The 16,632-nt window shown below is 57.9% G+C and carries 18 protein-coding genes; 6 read left to right on the forward strand and 12 right to left on the reverse strand.

Annotation, left to right across the window (positions count from 1 at the left end; all coding sequences use genetic code 11):
• Positions 1-78: 78 nt before the first annotated feature.
• On the reverse strand, positions 79-1,188 hold the full coding sequence (gene asd, locus ACNY69_RS18545) for an aspartate-semialdehyde dehydrogenase (RefSeq protein ID WP_293773325.1): 1,110 nt from the start codon (positions 1,186-1,188) through the stop codon (positions 79-81).
• Positions 1,189-1,407: 219 nt separating this feature from the next.
• Between asd and ACNY69_RS18550 the strand changes: the two genes are divergently transcribed.
• From ACNY69_RS18550 to ACNY69_RS18565, 4 genes are all read left to right on the forward strand, one after another.
• Complete coding sequence (locus ACNY69_RS18550; protein WP_111140387.1) at positions 1,408-2,001, forward strand: YhgN family NAAT transporter; 594 nt, start codon at positions 1,408-1,410, stop codon at positions 1,999-2,001.
• Between the two features lie 122 nt (positions 2,002-2,123).
• Positions 2,124-2,705, forward strand: a complete 582-nt coding sequence (locus ACNY69_RS18555) for a hypothetical protein (RefSeq protein ID WP_418799474.1) — start codon at positions 2,124-2,126, stop codon at positions 2,703-2,705.
• Positions 2,702-3,127, forward strand: a complete 426-nt coding sequence (locus ACNY69_RS18560; RefSeq protein ID WP_111140389.1) for a hypothetical protein — start codon at positions 2,702-2,704, stop codon at positions 3,125-3,127. The genes ACNY69_RS18555 and ACNY69_RS18560 overlap by 4 nt, the downstream gene beginning before the upstream one ends.
• The gene (locus ACNY69_RS18565; protein WP_233498989.1) at positions 3,124-3,432 is read left to right on the forward strand and encodes a DUF805 domain-containing protein; all 309 of its coding nucleotides are present in this window, start codon (positions 3,124-3,126) and stop codon (positions 3,430-3,432) included. The genes ACNY69_RS18560 and ACNY69_RS18565 overlap by 4 nt, the downstream gene beginning before the upstream one ends.
• Before the next feature lie 33 nt (positions 3,433-3,465).
• Here the strand turns inward: ACNY69_RS18565 and gntU are convergent, their stop codons facing one another.
• The 4 genes from gntU to ACNY69_RS18585 all read right to left on the reverse strand — a co-directional run bounded on the left by gntU (position 3,466) and on the right by ACNY69_RS18585 (position 7,278).
• Positions 3,466-4,806: a gluconate transporter gene (gntU, locus tag ACNY69_RS18570; protein ID WP_111140391.1), complete on the reverse strand. Its 1,341-nt coding sequence runs from the start codon at positions 4,804-4,806 to the stop codon at positions 3,466-3,468.
• Positions 4,807-4,808: 2 nt separating this feature from the next.
• Positions 4,809-5,345: a gluconokinase gene (gntK, locus tag ACNY69_RS18575; protein ID WP_111140392.1), complete on the reverse strand. Its 537-nt coding sequence runs from the start codon at positions 5,343-5,345 to the stop codon at positions 4,809-4,811.
• 139 nt (positions 5,346-5,484) lie between these two features.
• Positions 5,485-6,480, reverse strand: coding sequence for a gluconate operon transcriptional repressor GntR (gene gntR / locus ACNY69_RS18580; RefSeq protein WP_111140393.1), 996 nt, complete (start codon positions 6,478-6,480; stop codon positions 5,485-5,487).
• A gap of 102 nt (positions 6,481-6,582) precedes the next feature.
• Positions 6,583-7,278: a pirin family protein gene (locus ACNY69_RS18585; protein ID WP_111140394.1), complete on the reverse strand. Its 696-nt coding sequence runs from the start codon at positions 7,276-7,278 to the stop codon at positions 6,583-6,585.
• A gap of 346 nt (positions 7,279-7,624) precedes the next feature.
• On the opposite strand from ACNY69_RS18585, the gene ACNY69_RS18590 reads away from it, so the two are divergent.
• Positions 7,625-8,116 carry a GNAT family N-acetyltransferase gene (locus ACNY69_RS18590; protein ID WP_233498990.1) on the forward strand — a complete coding sequence of 164 codons (492 nt, stop codon included), beginning with the start codon at positions 7,625-7,627 and terminating at the stop codon, positions 8,114-8,116.
• Positions 8,117-8,184: 68 nt separating this feature from the next.
• Here ACNY69_RS18590 and ggt read toward each other — a convergent pair whose 3' ends face one another.
• The gene (gene ggt / locus ACNY69_RS18595) at positions 8,185-9,936 is read right to left on the reverse strand and encodes a gamma-glutamyltransferase (protein WP_367395891.1); all 1,752 of its coding nucleotides are present in this window, start codon (positions 9,934-9,936) and stop codon (positions 8,185-8,187) included.
• Positions 9,937-10,143: 207 nt separating this feature from the next.
• On the opposite strand from ggt, the gene ACNY69_RS18600 reads away from it, so the two are divergent.
• Positions 10,144-10,431, forward strand: coding sequence for a DUF2756 domain-containing protein (locus tag ACNY69_RS18600; protein ID WP_111140396.1), 288 nt, complete (start codon positions 10,144-10,146; stop codon positions 10,429-10,431).
• On the opposite strand, the gene ugpQ is transcribed toward ACNY69_RS18600, so the two are convergent.
• The 6 genes from ugpQ to livF form a co-directional block, all read right to left on the reverse strand.
• Positions 10,422-11,171, reverse strand: a complete 750-nt coding sequence (ugpQ, locus tag ACNY69_RS18605; RefSeq protein WP_111140397.1) for a glycerophosphodiester phosphodiesterase — start codon at positions 11,169-11,171, stop codon at positions 10,422-10,424. The genes ACNY69_RS18600 and ugpQ overlap by 10 nt on opposite strands.
• Positions 11,168-12,241, reverse strand: a complete 1,074-nt coding sequence (locus ACNY69_RS18610; protein WP_111140398.1) for a sn-glycerol-3-phosphate import ATP-binding protein UgpC — start codon at positions 12,239-12,241, stop codon at positions 11,168-11,170. Before ACNY69_RS18610 ends, ugpQ begins: the two co-directional genes overlap by 4 nt.
• A gap of 1 nt (position 12,242) precedes the next feature.
• On the reverse strand, positions 12,243-13,088 hold the full coding sequence (ugpE, locus tag ACNY69_RS18615) for a sn-glycerol-3-phosphate ABC transporter permease UgpE (protein ID WP_111140399.1): 846 nt from the start codon (positions 13,086-13,088) through the stop codon (positions 12,243-12,245).
• Positions 13,085-13,972: a sn-glycerol-3-phosphate ABC transporter permease UgpA gene (gene ugpA, locus ACNY69_RS18620; protein ID WP_111140400.1), complete on the reverse strand. Its 888-nt coding sequence runs from the start codon at positions 13,970-13,972 to the stop codon at positions 13,085-13,087. The genes ugpE and ugpA overlap by 4 nt, the downstream gene beginning before the upstream one ends.
• A gap of 56 nt (positions 13,973-14,028) precedes the next feature.
• Positions 14,029-15,345 carry a sn-glycerol-3-phosphate ABC transporter substrate-binding protein UgpB gene (gene ugpB / locus ACNY69_RS18625; RefSeq protein WP_418799478.1) on the reverse strand — a complete coding sequence of 439 codons (1,317 nt, stop codon included), beginning with the start codon at positions 15,343-15,345 and terminating at the stop codon, positions 14,029-14,031.
• Between the two features lie 573 nt (positions 15,346-15,918).
• The gene (gene livF / locus ACNY69_RS18630; protein WP_111140402.1) at positions 15,919-16,632 is read right to left on the reverse strand and encodes a high-affinity branched-chain amino acid ABC transporter ATP-binding protein LivF; all 714 of its coding nucleotides are present in this window, start codon (positions 16,630-16,632) and stop codon (positions 15,919-15,921) included.

Genomic DNA, 16,632 nt, shown 5'->3' on the forward strand with positions numbered 1-16,632 from the left:
TAAGCGAAACGGCAGGTTATTTCGCATACGGTAAAGACAAAAAAGGCCGGATAAATCCGGCCCTTGAAGAAATTTAACTCAGTCGATTAACAACCGCAGCATACGACGTAACGGTTCGGCTGCGCCCCACAACAGCTGGTCGCCCACCGTGAAGGCGGAGAGATATTCCGGCCCCATATTCAGTTTGCGCAAGCGGCCAACCGGCGTGGTCAGCGTGCCGGTGACGGCGGCGGGTGTCAGCTCACGCATGGTCAGCTCACGGTCATTCGGCACTACTTTGACCCACTCATTGTGTGACGCCAGCAGCTGTTCAATTTCCGCCAGCGGCAGGTCACGTTTCAGTTTCAGCGTGAAGGCCTGGCTGTGGCAGCGCAACGCGCCGACGCGCACGCATAATCCGTCAACCGGGATGATGTCGGTGGTGGCGAGGATCTTGTTAGTCTCCGCCTGACCTTTCCACTCTTCGCGGCTCTGGCCATTCTCCAGCTGTTTGTCGATCCACGGGATCAGGCTGCCAGCCAGCGGCACACCGAAGTTATCGGTCGGCAGCGTGCCGGAACGGGTGAAGTCGGTGACGCTACGCTCGATATCAAGAATGGCGGAAGCCGGATTCTGCAGCGCAGGCGCAACGTGGTCGTGCAGCATGCCCATCTGGGTCAGCAGTTCGCGCATGTGGCGCGCGCCGCCGCCAGAAGCGGCCTGATAGGTGGCGACCGAGGCCCACTCCACCAGGTTATGCGCAAACAGGCCACCCAGCGACATCAGCATCAGGCTGACGGTGCAGTTCCCGCCGACAAAGGTCCTGATGCCCTGGTCGATGCCCTGGCGGATCACAGCATGGTTGACCGGGTCCAGGATGATAATAGCGTCTTCTTTCATGCGCAGCGTGGAGGCCGCATCAATCCAGTAGCCCTGCCAGCCGCTTTCGCGCAGTTTTGGGTAAACGTCGCTGGTGTAGTCGCCACCCTGGCAGGTAATAATGATATCCAGTGCACGCAGTGCCTCGATATCAAATGCATCCTGCAGGGTGCCCTGCTGCTTACCGGCAAAGGCGGGAGCCGCCTGACCGTGCTGCGACGTTGAGAAGAAGACCGGATTGATTGCATCAAAATCGCGCTCTTCGCTCATGCGGGACATCAGCACAGAGCCGACCATACCGCGCCAACCAACAAAACCTACATTCTTCATGTCGTGTCCGTCTCAGGCAGTTTTACACCTGCTTTTCATTTCAGAGGAGAGAGCGGCATGCTATTTTCACGCCGCTCTGCGTAATAATAAGAGTTACCTGTCTCTGCTCACTCTACAAAATGCAGAGCGGGTAGCAAGTGAATTAATTCGATTACGCTAACTTTTTCAGCAGTGTAACTAATAACCCCGCTTTTTCGCGAACAACTGGGTGCCAGACCGATGACTGAAATGATTTCAGCGACAATATTATTGTTGTTAATTATGGATCCGCTGGGCAATCTGCCGATTTTTATGTCGGTTTTAAAGCATCTGGAGCCGAAACGGCGGCGAGTAGTGCTGATCCGCGAAATGCTGATCGCCCTGATTATCATGCTGCTGTTCCTGTTTACCGGTGAACGCATCCTGGCGTTTCTGAATCTGCGCACCGAAACGGTGTCGATTTCCGGCGGCATCATCCTGTTTCTGATCGCCATCAAGATGATTTTCCCCTCGGCCGAAAGCAGCAGTTCTGGCTTACCGGCGGGTGAAGAGCCTTTCCTGGTGCCGCTGGCGATTCCGCTGGTCGCCGGGCCGTCGCTGCTGGCAACGCTGATGCTGCTGTCGCATCAGTATCCGAATCAGATGTCGCATCTGGTGGGCGCGCTGCTGATCGCCTGGGGCGTAACGGTCGCTATTCTGCTGATGTCAGGTCTGTTCCTGCGTCTGCTGGGCGATAAGGGTGTGAATGCGCTGGAACGTCTGATGGGCTTGATACTGATTATGCTGGCAACCCAGATGTTCCTGGACGGCATCCGGGCCTATCTGAAGTTATAAGCGCACCTTTGTCCTTTTGAACTGACAAGCATGCAGCCACATCAATTCAGCCTGTTTATCACAAAGTTACGACATTGAAATGAACAATAATATTAATGTAATGTTGTAAAAAAGAGATTGCTATGGCGGGTAGTATCGAAAATTATGCCTGGACAGGCGTCTTTATTATCGTTGAGCGGCTTTATAGCAGGGATGCACCGAACTGGCACGGTGTTGGCGCCTCCATGATGCAGATTCACAAAATGGTTTACCAACTTTATCATAAACAAGATGTTTATCTGGAAGGCGCAAAGATAGAACCCGACAGCGCGACGGTCTGGCAGCGTTTAAAAATCCTGTTTGGCGCGGATTTGGTACAGAAAAATGCAGCCGATAGCAGTACCTGCTTTTCTCTCGATTATGCAGGTTCCCGCTTTGTCACTACGCCTTTCTCAGGCGTCAACTCAAAAAAAATCCCGGAATTTTTGACCAGAGAATATACCCTGCCTGGCCGAAACGTGCTGGCCTTTGGCAGCGATCCCTTCCCGCATGTCGGCCTTTATGGCCGTGCAGATGCACGCTTTGTGATGGCGGAGGGCGGTAAAGGTGACCCGACCGCCGCCGCGAAATACGATGCAAAAAGTAAACAGCTGGTGATGGTGGACCCCGGAAAAGAGCTGCCGCAGCTGATGCAGCGGCTGAAAACCCGGAGGGAAATGCAATGAGGTTGTTATTACCCTTTTTCTTTGGCGCGCTCTATCTGATAACAGGTTATCTCTCCCTTCAGGAAGTCCTGGAGTATGCCAGCAGCGGCCATTCAGGGGTGATCACAGATATGCGCAGTTATCTGGTTGCCCCGCTACTCTGCGCGTTACTCTGGCTACTGGTTTATCTGGTAGCCTGGTGGGGTTTCAGAAAAATTGCCACCCTGTCCGTGGCTAAAGAAACAACCTTTCAGTCGCTATTTTTTCTGGCAAATATACTCTGTTTAGCTGGCCTGACCGTTTTATCCGTCCCGGGCCAGAAAGCGGCGTTAAATGACGTGCAACTGATGCAAGTTGACGTCACTGATTTTGCCTGGATTTACTTGCTTGCCGCCGCCATCACGCTGGTTTTTTTTGCTCTGATAAGAAGAAAATGGGCATGAACAGTCTGCCGCAGATGATCAAAAGCTGTCTGCTGCGCACGTTTAACTATGAAGGGCGTGAAGAAAGGACGAGCTATTTTATTTTCCTGCTGTTTCAGCTGGTCTGGTTCTGCAGTTATCTGCAATGGTTTACCGGGCCAGAGCATGAAATAGGCTTAATCGCGCTGCTGCTGTTTATTTTGCCTCTATTTTCCTGCGGGGTGAGAAGAATAAATGACGCTGGCTATTCACGCGGCGTCATTGTCCTTTTGGTAGTAGCACCTTATCTGCTGTTCCCTTTTTTAATCTTCCCCCGCTCGCGGTAAAGAACCTGACGGGCAGATAGCCCGTCAGACTGGTCAGGAAAGCAATTCAAAAGCAATCATCCCGATGACCGCCCCCACAGTGCCGAGAATGGTCTCCATCAGCGTCCAGGTCTTCAGCGTTTCCGCTTCGCTGGCCCCGGTAAAGCGGCCAAAGAGCCAGAAACCGGCATCGTTGACGTGGCTGATAATGATAGATCCCCCGCCGATACAGATCGACAGCGCCGCCAGCTGGGCACCGCTGTAGTGCAGCGGTTCAATCACCGGCATGATCAGCCCGACCGTGGTCAGACAGGCGACCGTCGCCGATCCCTGAATAACCCGCACCGCACCCGACAGGATAAAGCAGGCCAGCGCGATCGGCAGGCCCGCGCCGGTCAGCGCATTGCCCAGTACCGGACCCACGCCAGAGTCCACCAGCACCTGCTTAAACACACCGCCTGCTCCAATCACCAGCAGGATAATCCCGGCGGGCTGCAGTGCACTGCCGCATACCTGCATCACCCGCTCTTTATCCATGCCCTGACGATAGGCCAGGCCATAGATCGCCACCAGCAGCGCCAGCAGAATAGCGGTGAAAGGATGGCCGATAAATTCCAGCCACTCATACAGCGTGGTGCCTTCGGTCGTGAAGCGTGCGCCAATGGTTTTCAGCCCCACCAGCACCAGCGGGAACAGAATCAGTGAGAGGCTGAAGCCAAACGACGGCAGCTTGCTCTCATCAACATCGGGTTGATGATCTTCCGGCGGCGCGCTGAAGGTGACATGTTTGCCGATGAAGTTGCCAAACAGCGGCCCGGCAATCAGCATACCGGGGATAGCTGCGCAGAGCCCCAGCAGGATCATCCAGCCAAAGTCCGCGTGCATCTGTGATGCCAGCAGCATCGGGGCCGGTCCGGGCAACAGAAACGCCGCCGCAGCCGCCACACCGGCAAACAGTGGGATGACCAGCTTCACCAGATTGCCCCCCGTGCGCCGCGCCACCGCAAACGCGATGCTGATCAGCAGCACGACGGCCACCTCAAAGAAGAGCGGCAGCGCGCAGATCAACCCGGCAATGCCCATCGCATAGTGCGCACGGCTCTGCCCAAAGGTTTTCAGCATCCGGATAGCGATCTGATCCACCGCGCCGGTTTCATGCAGGATTTTGCCGAACATCGCGCCCAGCGCCACCACGATAGCAAGGAAGCCGAGCGTGCCGCCCATCCCCTTCTGCATGGTTTCAGCGATTTTATTGAGGGGCATGCCGGAGAACAGCCCGGCACCGATGGAGACTAACATCAGCGCGACAAAGGCGTGCATACGCGCCTTCATCACCAGAAAAAGCAGCAGCAGGACAGAGCCTGCTGCGGTCAGAACAAGTGTTGCGGTATTCATCTCTAACCCTGGCTGATTGCGTCCCGGATCGTCGCAACTGTCGCCGCCACAACCTCGTCCAGTGAATGGGTGATATCCACGACCAGCACATCCTGCTCGTCGCTGCCCGGCTCTTCCAGCGTGGCAAACTGCGTCACCAGCATCTGCGGCTTAAAGAAGTGGCCCTTACGCGCTTTCAGACGGGCTTCGATGGTGTCGAAATCGCCTTTCAGGTAGATGAAACGCAGGTTGTCATTTCCCTGACGCAGAATGTCGCGATAACTCTTCTTCAGGGCTGAACAGACAATCACGGAGATCGCCTGAGTACGCTGCATCGCAAAAGCGGCATCGTTCAGCGCCTGCAGCCACGGCTGGCGATCATTGTCATCCAGCGGATGACCATCGGCCATCTTCATGATGTTGGCGCGGGGATGGAGAAAATCACCGTCAAGAAAGGCTGTGTTCAGCTGGTGAGAAACCTGGTTGGCGACGGCAGACTTTCCGCTGCCTGAAACGCCCATCAGGATAAAAACGTGATGCGACGGGGATTGCGTAGTCATTTTCTGCTCCGGCAGGTGAGAATTTGCCAATGTTACCGATAACAATGTCATTTCTCATTCTCCTGGCCGCTTAACAGCCTGGCAACCTTTTTACCGGGAAAAGCGTGAAAGTGTGAGCTGACTCATAAAAACATCACAATCAGATGCTGCCACCTTCACTGATCTCAAAGCCGACATCGCGCAGCCGGTTATCGCTGCTCTCACCGGCGATCCGCGCCAGCAGCAGCGCCGCCGCTTCGCGCCCCATCCGGTCGCGCGGCGTCAGCACGGTGGCGAGCTGTGGCGTGACCACCTGACTGATATCATGGCCGTGAAAGCCGGCAATCGCCATCTGTGAAGGCACCTGTAATCCCTGACGCTGGCACTCAAACATTGCGCCGACCGCCAGGTCGTCATTGGTACAGAACAGGCTGTCCGTTTCAGGATAGAGACGCTGCGCCTCTCGCAGCAGATCGCCACCGGCACTGAAGGAGGAGGCATCCTCCATCATCACGCTGCGTGGCGTCAGTCCCGCTTCGCGCATCGCGATTTCATATCCGCGCTGCTTCTGCAGCGTACGTTCATCCAGACGCGCGCCGAGGTAGACCGTGTAGCGATGACCTTTGCCGAGGATGGCCCGCGTCATCTGCCGCGCGGCCTCGACGTTGTCAAAGCCCACGGCCATATCCAGACAGGGCGTCACGCTGTCCATCACCTCAATCACCGGAATCCCGGCCACCTCCAGCATCCGCAGCGTGCCCGGCGTATGGGTACGTTCGGTGAGGATGACGCCATCAATGTTCCAGCCCAGCAGCGAGCGCAGCTGCAGCTCCTCCTTTTGCGGGTTGTAGCCAAAGTGGGCGACCAGGGTCTGATAGTTGGCTTCGTCAGTGACGGCTTCGATGCCGCGCAGCACGTCGGCAAACACCTGGTTGGTGAGAGAGGGCAGCAGCACGCCGATGGCGCGGCTGGTGGCGTTAGAAAGCATATCGGGGGCGCGATTGGGGATGTAGCCCAGCTCATCCAGCGCCACCGCGATCTTATCCCGCAGGGCAACGGAGACCTGCTCAGGATTGCGCAGGTAGCGGCTGACGGTCATTTTTGTAATGCCGACGCGATCGGCAACGTCCTGTAATACCGGTCTTTTCTTCTTCATCGTAGCGCCTGAGATCGCCCTGAAAGCTAAAGTACGATGAGTCTATCACTTTTTTGTCACAACATTGCCAACCGGGCGCGACAAGGCGCGCCCGTCATCGGCTTAAACCGGTGGCAAATCAAACAGCAGAACTTCTGCTGCGGAGCTGGCTTCGAGAGTCAGCGCGCTTTCGTCCCAGATAGCCAGCGCGTCGCTGGTGGTGACCGGATGACCGTTAACGGTCACGTCCCCTTTCACGACCTGGATCCAGATCCGGCGGCCCGTCTCAATCGCGACGTTATCCTGTTCACCGGCTGACAGCACCCAGCGCGACAGCGTCATATCCTGATAGACCTTCAGCGATCCGTCACGCGCGTCCGGGCTGAGCACCAGCTGGCGACCCTGCACATCCGGGAAGCGGCGCTGGTCATAGCGCGGCTCGATGCCGTTGCGCTCAGGCATGATCCAGATCTGATAAAGGTGCAGCGGTTCGCTTTCGCTGGCGTTGTACTCGGAGTGACGCACGCCGGTGCCGGCGCTCATAATCTGGAACTCACCCGCCGGGATCTGCTCTTTGTTACCCATGCTGTCCTGATGCTCAACCGTACCGGAGAGTACGTAGGTCAGGATCTCCATATCTTTATGGGGATGAGTACCAAACCCCTGACCGCCATCGATCACATCTTCGTTGATGACCCGCAGCGCGGAGAAGCCCATAAAGTTGGCGTCGTAGTAGCTGGCAAAAGAGAAAGTGTGCCAGCTATCCAGCCAGCCATGGTTTGCGTGACCGCGTTCTTCAGCTTTACGTACATAGATCATGTTCAAATCTCCTCAATGTTTTTTGTAGTGTGTTCCTGAGGGGGTCAGATTGATAGCTGAAAAACTTCACTCCTCTGTTCAAAATAGTTGAATAAGGAATAGGCAGTGGCTGAAAAGCACTGAAGGAGAGCAGCCAAAAAAAAGCCAGCTCGCGGCTGGCTAAAAATACTGGAAGCAATGTGAGCAATGTCGTGCTTTCTCAGGCTGTCATGCGACATCCCGCGAATGCATGGCAATAATAATCATTATCATTCTCGTCTGTAAAGCCTTTTCCGATCATTCCTGCTTGATTAACCGGATGATTTCCATGATGTTTAAAAGGTTTCTGCCGATTAGAGGAGCGCTCATGGAAATCACTGTCCGCCACGTTATGCCCGACGATGCCGCTGCGCTGCACCGGATCTACAGCCAGCCCGATACGCAGGCCAGCACACTCCATCTTCCCCATTCGTCGCTTCAGATGTGGCAGAGTCGTCTCGCCGCCCCACAGCCCAATGCGCATCTGCTGGTCGCCTGCATCAGTGAGGAGATCGTGGGTCAGTGTGCGCTGCAGGTGGAAGAGCGCGCCAGACGCCGCCATGTCGCCTCCCTGGGGATGGGCGTGGATGCGCGTTACCGGCAGCGCGGCGTGGGCACCACGCTGATGCGTGAAATGGTTGCGCTGTGCGACGACTGGCTTCAGGTGCGCCGGATGGAGCTGACGGTGTTTGTCGACAATGGCCCGGCCATCGCGCTTTATCAGCGTTTTGGCTTTGAGATTGAGGGAACGGCGAAGGGCTTTGCGATGCGGCACGGCGAGCTGATTGATGCACACTATATGGCGCGGGTTAAGGCCTGACGGCTGAAAGCAGCAGAGGCACCGGCGTGCCCCTGCTGCGGATACTCCCTGTCAGTTAGCGTCCGGGCTCAGTAGCCGGCGCTCAGATCATCAACGCTGCGCGGATCGGAGGCACCATACAGCATACCGTCCGGCCCGATCATGATGCTCTGGGTGCTGCCCATCGACGGCAGTACCTTCACATGCTGACCTTTATTCTCCAGCAGGCGCAGCGTGTCCGGACTGAAGCCCTTCTCAACGCGCAGCTGATCCGGCAACCACTGATGATGGAAGCGCGGCGCATTGGTGGCTTCGGCCACGTTCATGCCGAAATCGATGCTGTTGACCACCATCTGCAACACCGTGGTGATAATGCGGCTGCCGCCAGGACTGCCGGTAACCAGCCAGGTTTTTCCGCCTTTGGCGACGATGGTTGGCGACATGGAGGAGAGCGGCCGTTTCGCCGGCTGCACGGCGTTCGCTTCGCCGCCCACCAGCCCGTAGACATTCGGCGTGCCCGGCTTGGCGGAGAAGTCATCCATCTCGTTGTTCATCAGGATGCCGCTGTTGCCCGCCACAATCCCGCTGCCAAAATAGGTGTTAAGCGTATAAGTGACCGCGACCGCGTTACCCTGCTTATCCACCACCGAGAAATGGGTAGTCTGATTACTCTCATAAGGTTCCAGCTTGCCCGGTTTGATCTCGCTGGAAGGGCGCGCCTTCGCCACGTCGATCTGCTGCGCCAGCGTTTTCGCATAGGCTTTGCTGGTCAGCGCCTGCCAGGGCACCTTCACGAAATCGGGATCGCCGAGGTATTCCGAGCGATCGGCATAGGCATATTTTTCTGCTTCTGCCATCACCTGCATGGCGTCGGCGCTGCCGAAGCCCATCTTCGCCAGATCGAAGTTCTCCAGGATATTCAGGATCTGCACGATGTGAATACCACCGGATGAGGGCGGTGGCATGGAGAAGACTTCATAGCCCCGGTAGGTGCCGCTGACAGGCGTTCGTTCGACCGCCCGGTAGGCCGCCAGATCCGCTTTGCTGATCAGGCCGCCATGCTGCGCCATCTCTCCGGCGATCTCATCGGCGATCTCTCCCTTGTAGAACGCATCCGGCCCCTGACGGGCGATAAGCTGCAGGCTGTGCGCCAGGTTTTTCTGAACCAGCCGATCGCCCTTCTGCCACGGCGTACCGTCCGGCTTATAGAAGATCGCCTTGCTGTTGGGATGAGTAATCAGGACCTCTTTGCCGTAGGTTTTGAGATCATCTGCCAGCGCGTCGTTGACCGGAATGCCTTCACGCGCCAGTTTGATCGCCGGGGCCAGCAGGGTGCTCAGCGGCAGCGTGCCATATTTCTGTGCGGCCAGCGCCAGTCCGGCAACGGTGCCGGGCGTCCCGGAAGCGAGGTGTGAAGTCAGCGACAGTTTGCTGTCGGCGTTGCCCTGCTTGTCCAGGAACATATCGCGCGACGCGTGTCCCGGTGCCATTTCACGAAAATCGATGGCGGTGGCGCGGCCTGAGGCCGTGCGCAGCAGCATAAAGCCCCCGCCGCCCAGGTTGCCCGCCTGCGGATGGGTTACGGCCAGCGCAAAGCCCACGGCGACGGCGGCATCGACCGCATTGCCGCCCTGGCGCAGGATCTCTACGCCCACCCGGGTCGCCATCGCATCCACCGACGCGACCATGCCGTGCTGCGCCTTCACCGGATGAAACGTATCGCTGTCCACCCCGTAAGAGACCGGCGGAGCCTGCACTGCCGCAGCCTGAGCGCCAGCCACCACGGTCATGCTCATCACCAGCGACCAGCTCAGCTGACGCACCCTTTTCTGCATTTTCATCCTGCCACCATCCTGTGTTGTTATTTACATTTTTTTATCATTTCTGCAAGTGCCTACAAATACAGCAAAATAACCGGGGTTAAGTCAAATCCGGAATACATCTGAAAGTAAGGTCTGTGATATCGGGTAAACTTATGGCTGCGACCCCGATGTCGGTGTGCGGTATTGCGCACCCGGAACCCTGTCGCGCTTGAGAAAGGAGGAGTGATGAAAAAGTGGATGATGGTTTTAGCCGCCCTGCTGCCTTTCGCCAGCCAGGCGACCACGCTGAACAGCACCAACGATCCAAACAGGCCGGGCTATAACCCCAGCCAGCAGCGGATGCAGTCGCAGATGCAGAGCCAGCAGCAGCAACAGCAGCTGAAGCTGCGTCAGGATCAGCAGCGTCAGACGCAGGATCTGCAGCGTAAAATGCAGGAACAGCGCGACAGCGCCCGGCAGCGGGTTATCGACGCGCAGCCGGGACACCAGACGCAGAACCCGAATCAGAACTGATTAAAATCGGGGCCGATGATGTCGATACTGTCGGTACAGATGGCATCGACGCCCCATTTCAGTAAGGTTCTGGCGCGATCCGGGTTGTTGACGGTGTAGACCAGAATCCTGAGGCCAGCGGCTTTGAGTTCGGCTACCCGCTCAGCGGTCAGCACGTTGTGATTCAGGTGGATCGAGACGCACTCCAGCGCAGCGGTTTTCGCCTGCCATTCCGGGTCCCAGCTGTGCGACAGCAGGCCGCGTGGCAGCTGCGGCTCGGCCTGCATTGCCGCCTCCAGGGCTTCGTAAGAGAACGAGGAGAGCAGTGGAGGCGTCTGATCCTGCCACAGGATTGCCGCAGCCTGCGCGATCGCCCGTCCGGTCTCCACTTCACTGCCAGTGGTGGGTTTGATTTCGATATTCGCCATCATCTGATGCTGGCGACAGCGGGCCGCGACCTCGTCCAGCCGCGCCAGCTTTTCGCCCGAAAACGCCCTGCCAAACCAGCTGCCCGCGTCGAGCTGAGAGAGTTTTTCCCACGGCAGCTGCCCCGCCACGCCCCAGCCGTCGCTGGTGCGGTCCAGCGTGTCATCGTGCAGCAGGAAGATCTGCGCATCTGCTGATAATTTGGCATCAAACTCAATCATCTGATGGCCATACTTCGCGCCGATGTCGATCGCCGCCAGGGTATTTTCCGGTGCCAGTTTGCCGCCGCCGCGATGGGCGACGATACGGGGATAAGGCCAGTGTTGTGTGCTCATTCCAGACGCTTTCCATGGGTTGAATCAAAAAAGTGTAACGCATCTGCTGGCAGATGCAGCCACAGCGTAGTGCCCGGCTGTGGCCGTTCGCTGTGGGGTAAGCGTACCACCAGTGGCGTCTCACCGATGCGGCCGTGCACCAGATTATCGGCACCCAGCATCTCCAGCGTATCAACCCGCAGAGGCACGCCGCCCTGCTCGCGGCTGCTCTGGCGGATATGTTCGGGCCGGATGCCCAGCACCACGGATCGGTTAGCCCACTTCGCTTTCATGTCGCTGAGCGGCAGTGCATGGGAGGCGTCGAGGTTAAAGCGTGAGCCGTCGCTGCTGAACTGCCCTTTCAGCAGATTCATCGCGGGTGCGCCGATAAACGAGGCCACAAACTGGCTGGCGGGACGTTCATACACCTCGGCCGGTGAGCCAATCTGCTCCACCACTCCTTTGTTCATCACCATCACCCGCTGCGCCAGCGTCATCGCCTCAACCTGATCGTGCGTCACATAGAGGCTGGTGGTCTGCAGGCGGCGATGAAGCTGCTGCAGCTCCAGCCGCATCTGCACCCGCAGGCGGGCATCAAGATTGGAGAGCGGCTCATCGAACAGAAACACCGCCGGTTCGCGCACGATGGCGCGGCCCATCGCCACGCGCTGGCGCTGTCCGCCGGAGAGTTCACGCGGACGGCGCATCAGCAGGTGATCCAGTTCCAGGCTGCGCGCCGCATCCAGCACCCGCTGGCGGATCTGCTCTTTGCCCATGCCGCGGATTTTCAGGCCATAAGCCATATTCTGCTCCACCGACATGTGGGGATAGAGCGCATAGTTCTGAAACACCATCGCGATGCCGCGATCTTTCGGCTCTTCCTGCGTCACGCGACGATTGTCGATGTAGATATCCCCGGAGCTGACGCGCTCCAGCCCGGCCACCATCCGCAGCAGCGTCGACTTACCACAGCCGGAGGGGCCAACCATCACCATAAATTCGCCATCATTGATCGTGACATTCAGCGGCTGAATGATCTGATTCTTGCCATCGTAGGATTTGGTTACTGCCTGAAGGGTTACGCCCGCCATCTTATTTCTCACTCTCAACCAGGCCGCGCACAAAGGCACGCTGCATGACTAACACCACCACCAGCGGTGGGATCAGGGTTAATAACATCGCCGCCATCACTTCGTTCCACTGGGTCGGCGAACCGCTGGTGGAGATCATGCTTTTGATCCCCGCCACCGCCGTGCCGAGACTGGCGTCATTGATGATCAGCAGCGGCCAGAGATACTGGTTCCAGCCGTAGATAAAGGTGATAACAAACAGCGCCGCCAGATTGGTTTTTGACAGCGGCAGAACGATGTCGATGAAGAAGCGCATGGCGCTGGCACCGTCGATGCGTGCCGCCTCCACCAGCTCATCCGGCAGTGACATAAAGAACTGGCGGAACAGGAAGGTGGCGGTGGCGGAAGCCATCAGCGGCAGGGTTAATCCGCTGTAGCTGTCGAGCAGATTGAGATCGGCAATCACCTGCACGGTAGGGAAAATACGCACCTCCACCGGCAGCATCAGAGTGACAAAGATCAGCCAGAAAAAGAGCGTGCGCAGCGGAAAACGGAACCAGACCAGCGCAAACGCCGACAGCATCGAAACGGTGATTTTGCCGAACGTGATCCCCAGCGCCATGATCATGCTGTTAAGCAGCATCAGGCCAAACGCCGGGCCGTTGCCGTTGACGCCGTGGGTCCAGATGCGCGAGATGTTCTCCCACAGGTGCGTGCCGGGCACCAGCGTCATCGGCACCTGATAGACCGCCGCGTTATCCAGCGTGGCCGCCACAAAAGCGACATAGAGCGGAAACAGGATGGTGAGCACGCCCAGCACCAGTACGATGTGGCTGAAGAGATCCAGCCCGCGTCGATTCTCAATCATTGATATTGCACCTTACGTTCAACAAAGCGGAACTGGATCACCGTCAGCCCGATCACCAGCAGCATCAGCACCACCGACTGCGCCGCCGACGCGGAGAGATCCAGCCCGGTAAAGCCTTCGCGATAGATTTTGTAGATCAGCGTCGTGGTCGCCTGCACCGGTCCGCCGCCGGTTGCAGCATCGATCACCGGGAAGGTGTCGAAGAAGGCGTAGATCAGGTTGACCACCAGCAGAAAGAAGCTGACCGGTGCTATCAGCGGCAGCGAAAGGTTGAAGAAGCGCCGTACCGGTCCCGCACCGTCAATCGCGGCGGCTTCCACCAGGGATTTTGGGATCGATTGCAGGGCGGCAAAGAAGAACAGGAAGTTGTAGCTCATCTGCTGCCAGATCGACGCCAGCACAATCAGGAACATCGCCTGGCCGCTGTTCTGCGCGTAGTTCCAGTTGTAGCCCAGGTGGTTCAGCAGGTAGCTGAACAGGCCCAGTCCAGGATTAAACAGGAACATCCAGAGCACCGCCGCCACCACCGGCGCTACGGCGTAGGGCAGCAGCAGCAGCGTCTGATAGAGGCGGCGCAGGCGCACCACATAGTCCACTAGCGCCGCCAGCAGCAGAGACGAGAGCATACCGAACACCGTCACCATCCCGCTGAATTTCAGGGTGGTCCAGAAGGTGTCGAGATAGTAGGGATCGGCAAACAGCCGCCTGAAGTTTTCCAGTCCGACAAAGCGGCTGGAGATGCCAAAGGGATCGAGACTTTGCAGCGAGTACCATAACGCTTCACCGGCGGGCCAGAGAAAGAAAATGGCGGTAATCAGCAGCTGCGGCAGCACCAGAAGATAGGGTAACAGGCTGGTGCGAAAGACGGGACGGGATGAAGACATGGCGTACCTGGCGTCAGAAAGAGGCGGGCCAGCCGGGGCTGACCCGCAAGGAGAGATTACTTCACCTGCTGTTCAAAGCGGCGCAGCAGCGCGTTGCCACGCTTCACGGCGTTATCCAGTGCGTTCTGCGGCGACTGTTTACCGGTCCAGACGCTTTCCAGCTCCTCGTCGATCACGGTACGGATCTGCGGCATATTGCCCAGACGCATGCCTTTCGTGAACGGCAGCGGCGGCTTATTCATCATCTGACGAGTGGCGATATCGGCGCCCGGATTTTTGTCGTAGAAGCCCTGCTGCTTTGTCAGCTCGTAGGCGGCGGTGGTGATCGGCAGATAACCGGTTTTCTGGTGCCACTCAGCGGCGATTTCCGGCTTAGCCAGAAACTGCATGAATTCGGCCACGCCTTTGTAGGTTGCCGCGTCCTTACCTTTCATCACCCACAGGCTGGCACCGCCGATCAGGGCGTTCTGTGGTGCCTCCGGCACGGTGTCGTCATATGGCATCATGCCCACGCCGAAGTTGAATTTTGCGTAGTGGCGGATATCCGCCAGCGATCCCGATGAGGCGGTTGTGATGCCGCAGTCACCGTTGTAGAACTTGGCGGTGGACTCATCCTTACGGCCAAAGTAGGTGAAGTCCCCTTTTTTGTTCATCGCTTCCAGCAGTCCGATGTGGCGAACCTGCACCGGCTTGTTGAACTCCAGAACCGCGTCCAGCCCGTCAAATCCGTTGTTTTTCGTCGCCACCGGCAGGGCATGCCAGGCACTGAAGTTTTCAATCTGGATCCAGCCCTGCCAGCCGCTGGCGTAGCCGCAGCTCATGCCCGACTTGCGCAGTGCGGCGGCATCCGTCGCCAGCTCCTGCCAGGTTTTCGGCGGCTGATCCGGGTTCAGGCCCGCTTTTTTAAAGGCGTCTTTGTTGTAGTAGAGCACCGGCGTCGAGCTGTTGAACGGCTGAGAGATCAGCTGACCTTTGCTGTCGCTGTAGTATCCCGCCACCGTGGGCACGAACTGCTTCTCGTCAAAGGGGATGCCCGCCTCTTTAAAGACCTGATGCACCGGCACGACCGCCTGGGAGGCCATCATGGTCGCCGTGCCGACTTCATAGACCTGCAGCACCGCAGGCGCTTTACCGCTGCGCACTGCCGCAATCCCGGCGGCAAGGCTCTGCTCGTAGTTACCTTTGTAGGTCGGAACAATTTTGTAATCGGGATGGGTCTGATTAAAACGCTGTGCCAGCGAATCGACTTCTTTGCCTAACTCGCCTTCCATGGAGTGCCAGAAAGGGATCTCAGTGGCGGCAAGCGCCTGGCCGCTGATCGCCAGACCGAGCAGCGCGCTCATCAGGCTACGACGAAAGGTAACGACGGACATAAAGTTTTCCTGTGCAGGTAAATACGCGTGAAATCACGGATTTCTGGTTCGCGAAGTAACATGACACGGAAAAATGACGGATTAATAACGGAGAGATGACAGCCGGATGACAGGCACAGAAGAGGAAAAGGCAGCGCGGTTAACGCGGGGTGAGAAGGATGATAACCCTGGCTGGGGTGCGGTCAGACTGAGTATGCACAGCGAACGGGGTCAGAGCGGAAAGACGCTAAATCCGTCATCCATGACATGCTGAGCCCGCGCGATTACGCACCTCATTCCTGAAATGCGCCCGTATACGGCCCGGCGCGTTGCGTTGTTCAAAACGCTCCCGGCGTTGTTGTCCATAGCGCGGGACGCTTTCCTCTTCTGCCCCTGTTCCCTGCGTCTTAAGCTTATTTGCTGCGGCCAGATTCGCCTGATTTGAGTTTGTCAGCCGCCTGAGCTGCTCTGCCCCCCCACGCCGACACCCGGAGCCGTGAACGGACAGCGCAGCCACCGGAACGTACACGTCGTACGTAAGGATGGCGAGCGCTGCCCAGCCGGAACCTGGCCAGCAGGCCAGGCCGTGCCCCATCAGGCGCCTAAGTAAGCGCTGCGGACGGCTTCGTTAGAGAGGAGTGCTGCGCCTGTGTCTTCGAGCACCACATGGCCGTTCTCCAGCACATAGCCCCGATCCGCCAGCTTCAGCGCCTGATTGGCGTTCTGCTCGACCAGGAAAATGGTCATCCCTTCGCTGCGCAGCTGCTCAATGGTGTCGAAAATCTGCTGAATAATGATCGGTGCCAGCCCCAGCGAGGGCTCATCCAGCAGCAGCAGGCGCGGCTGACTCATCAGCGCACGGCCAATCGCCAGCATCTGCTGCTCACCGCCCGACATCGTTCCGGCGCGCTGGATTTTACGCTCCTCAAGCCGTGGAAAGAGTTCGTAAACGCGCCGGATGCGTGTCAGATACGCCTGGCGGCTGGCAAAAAAGCCCCCCATCGCCAGGTTCTCTTCCACCGTCATACGTGAAAAGACCCGTCGTCCTTCCGGCACGATGGCAATCGCTTCCCGCATAATGCGCGACGTCTGCCAGTCGGTAATGGCTTTGCCATCAAAGGTGATGGTGCCCTGGGTCGCGCGGGGTTCGCCGCACAGCGTGCCCAGCAGCGTGGTTTTCCCGGCGCCGTTGGCCCCGATCAGGGTGACGATCTCCCCCTGGTTGATGTAGAGGCTGACGTTATGCAGCGCCTGAATCTTGCCATAGTGCGCGCTGACGTTTTCAATGGTTAACATCGTATTTGCCAT

Source organism: Pantoea graminicola (assembly GCF_048452665.1).
Classification (GTDB): domain Bacteria; phylum Pseudomonadota; class Gammaproteobacteria; order Enterobacterales; family Enterobacteriaceae; genus Pantoea.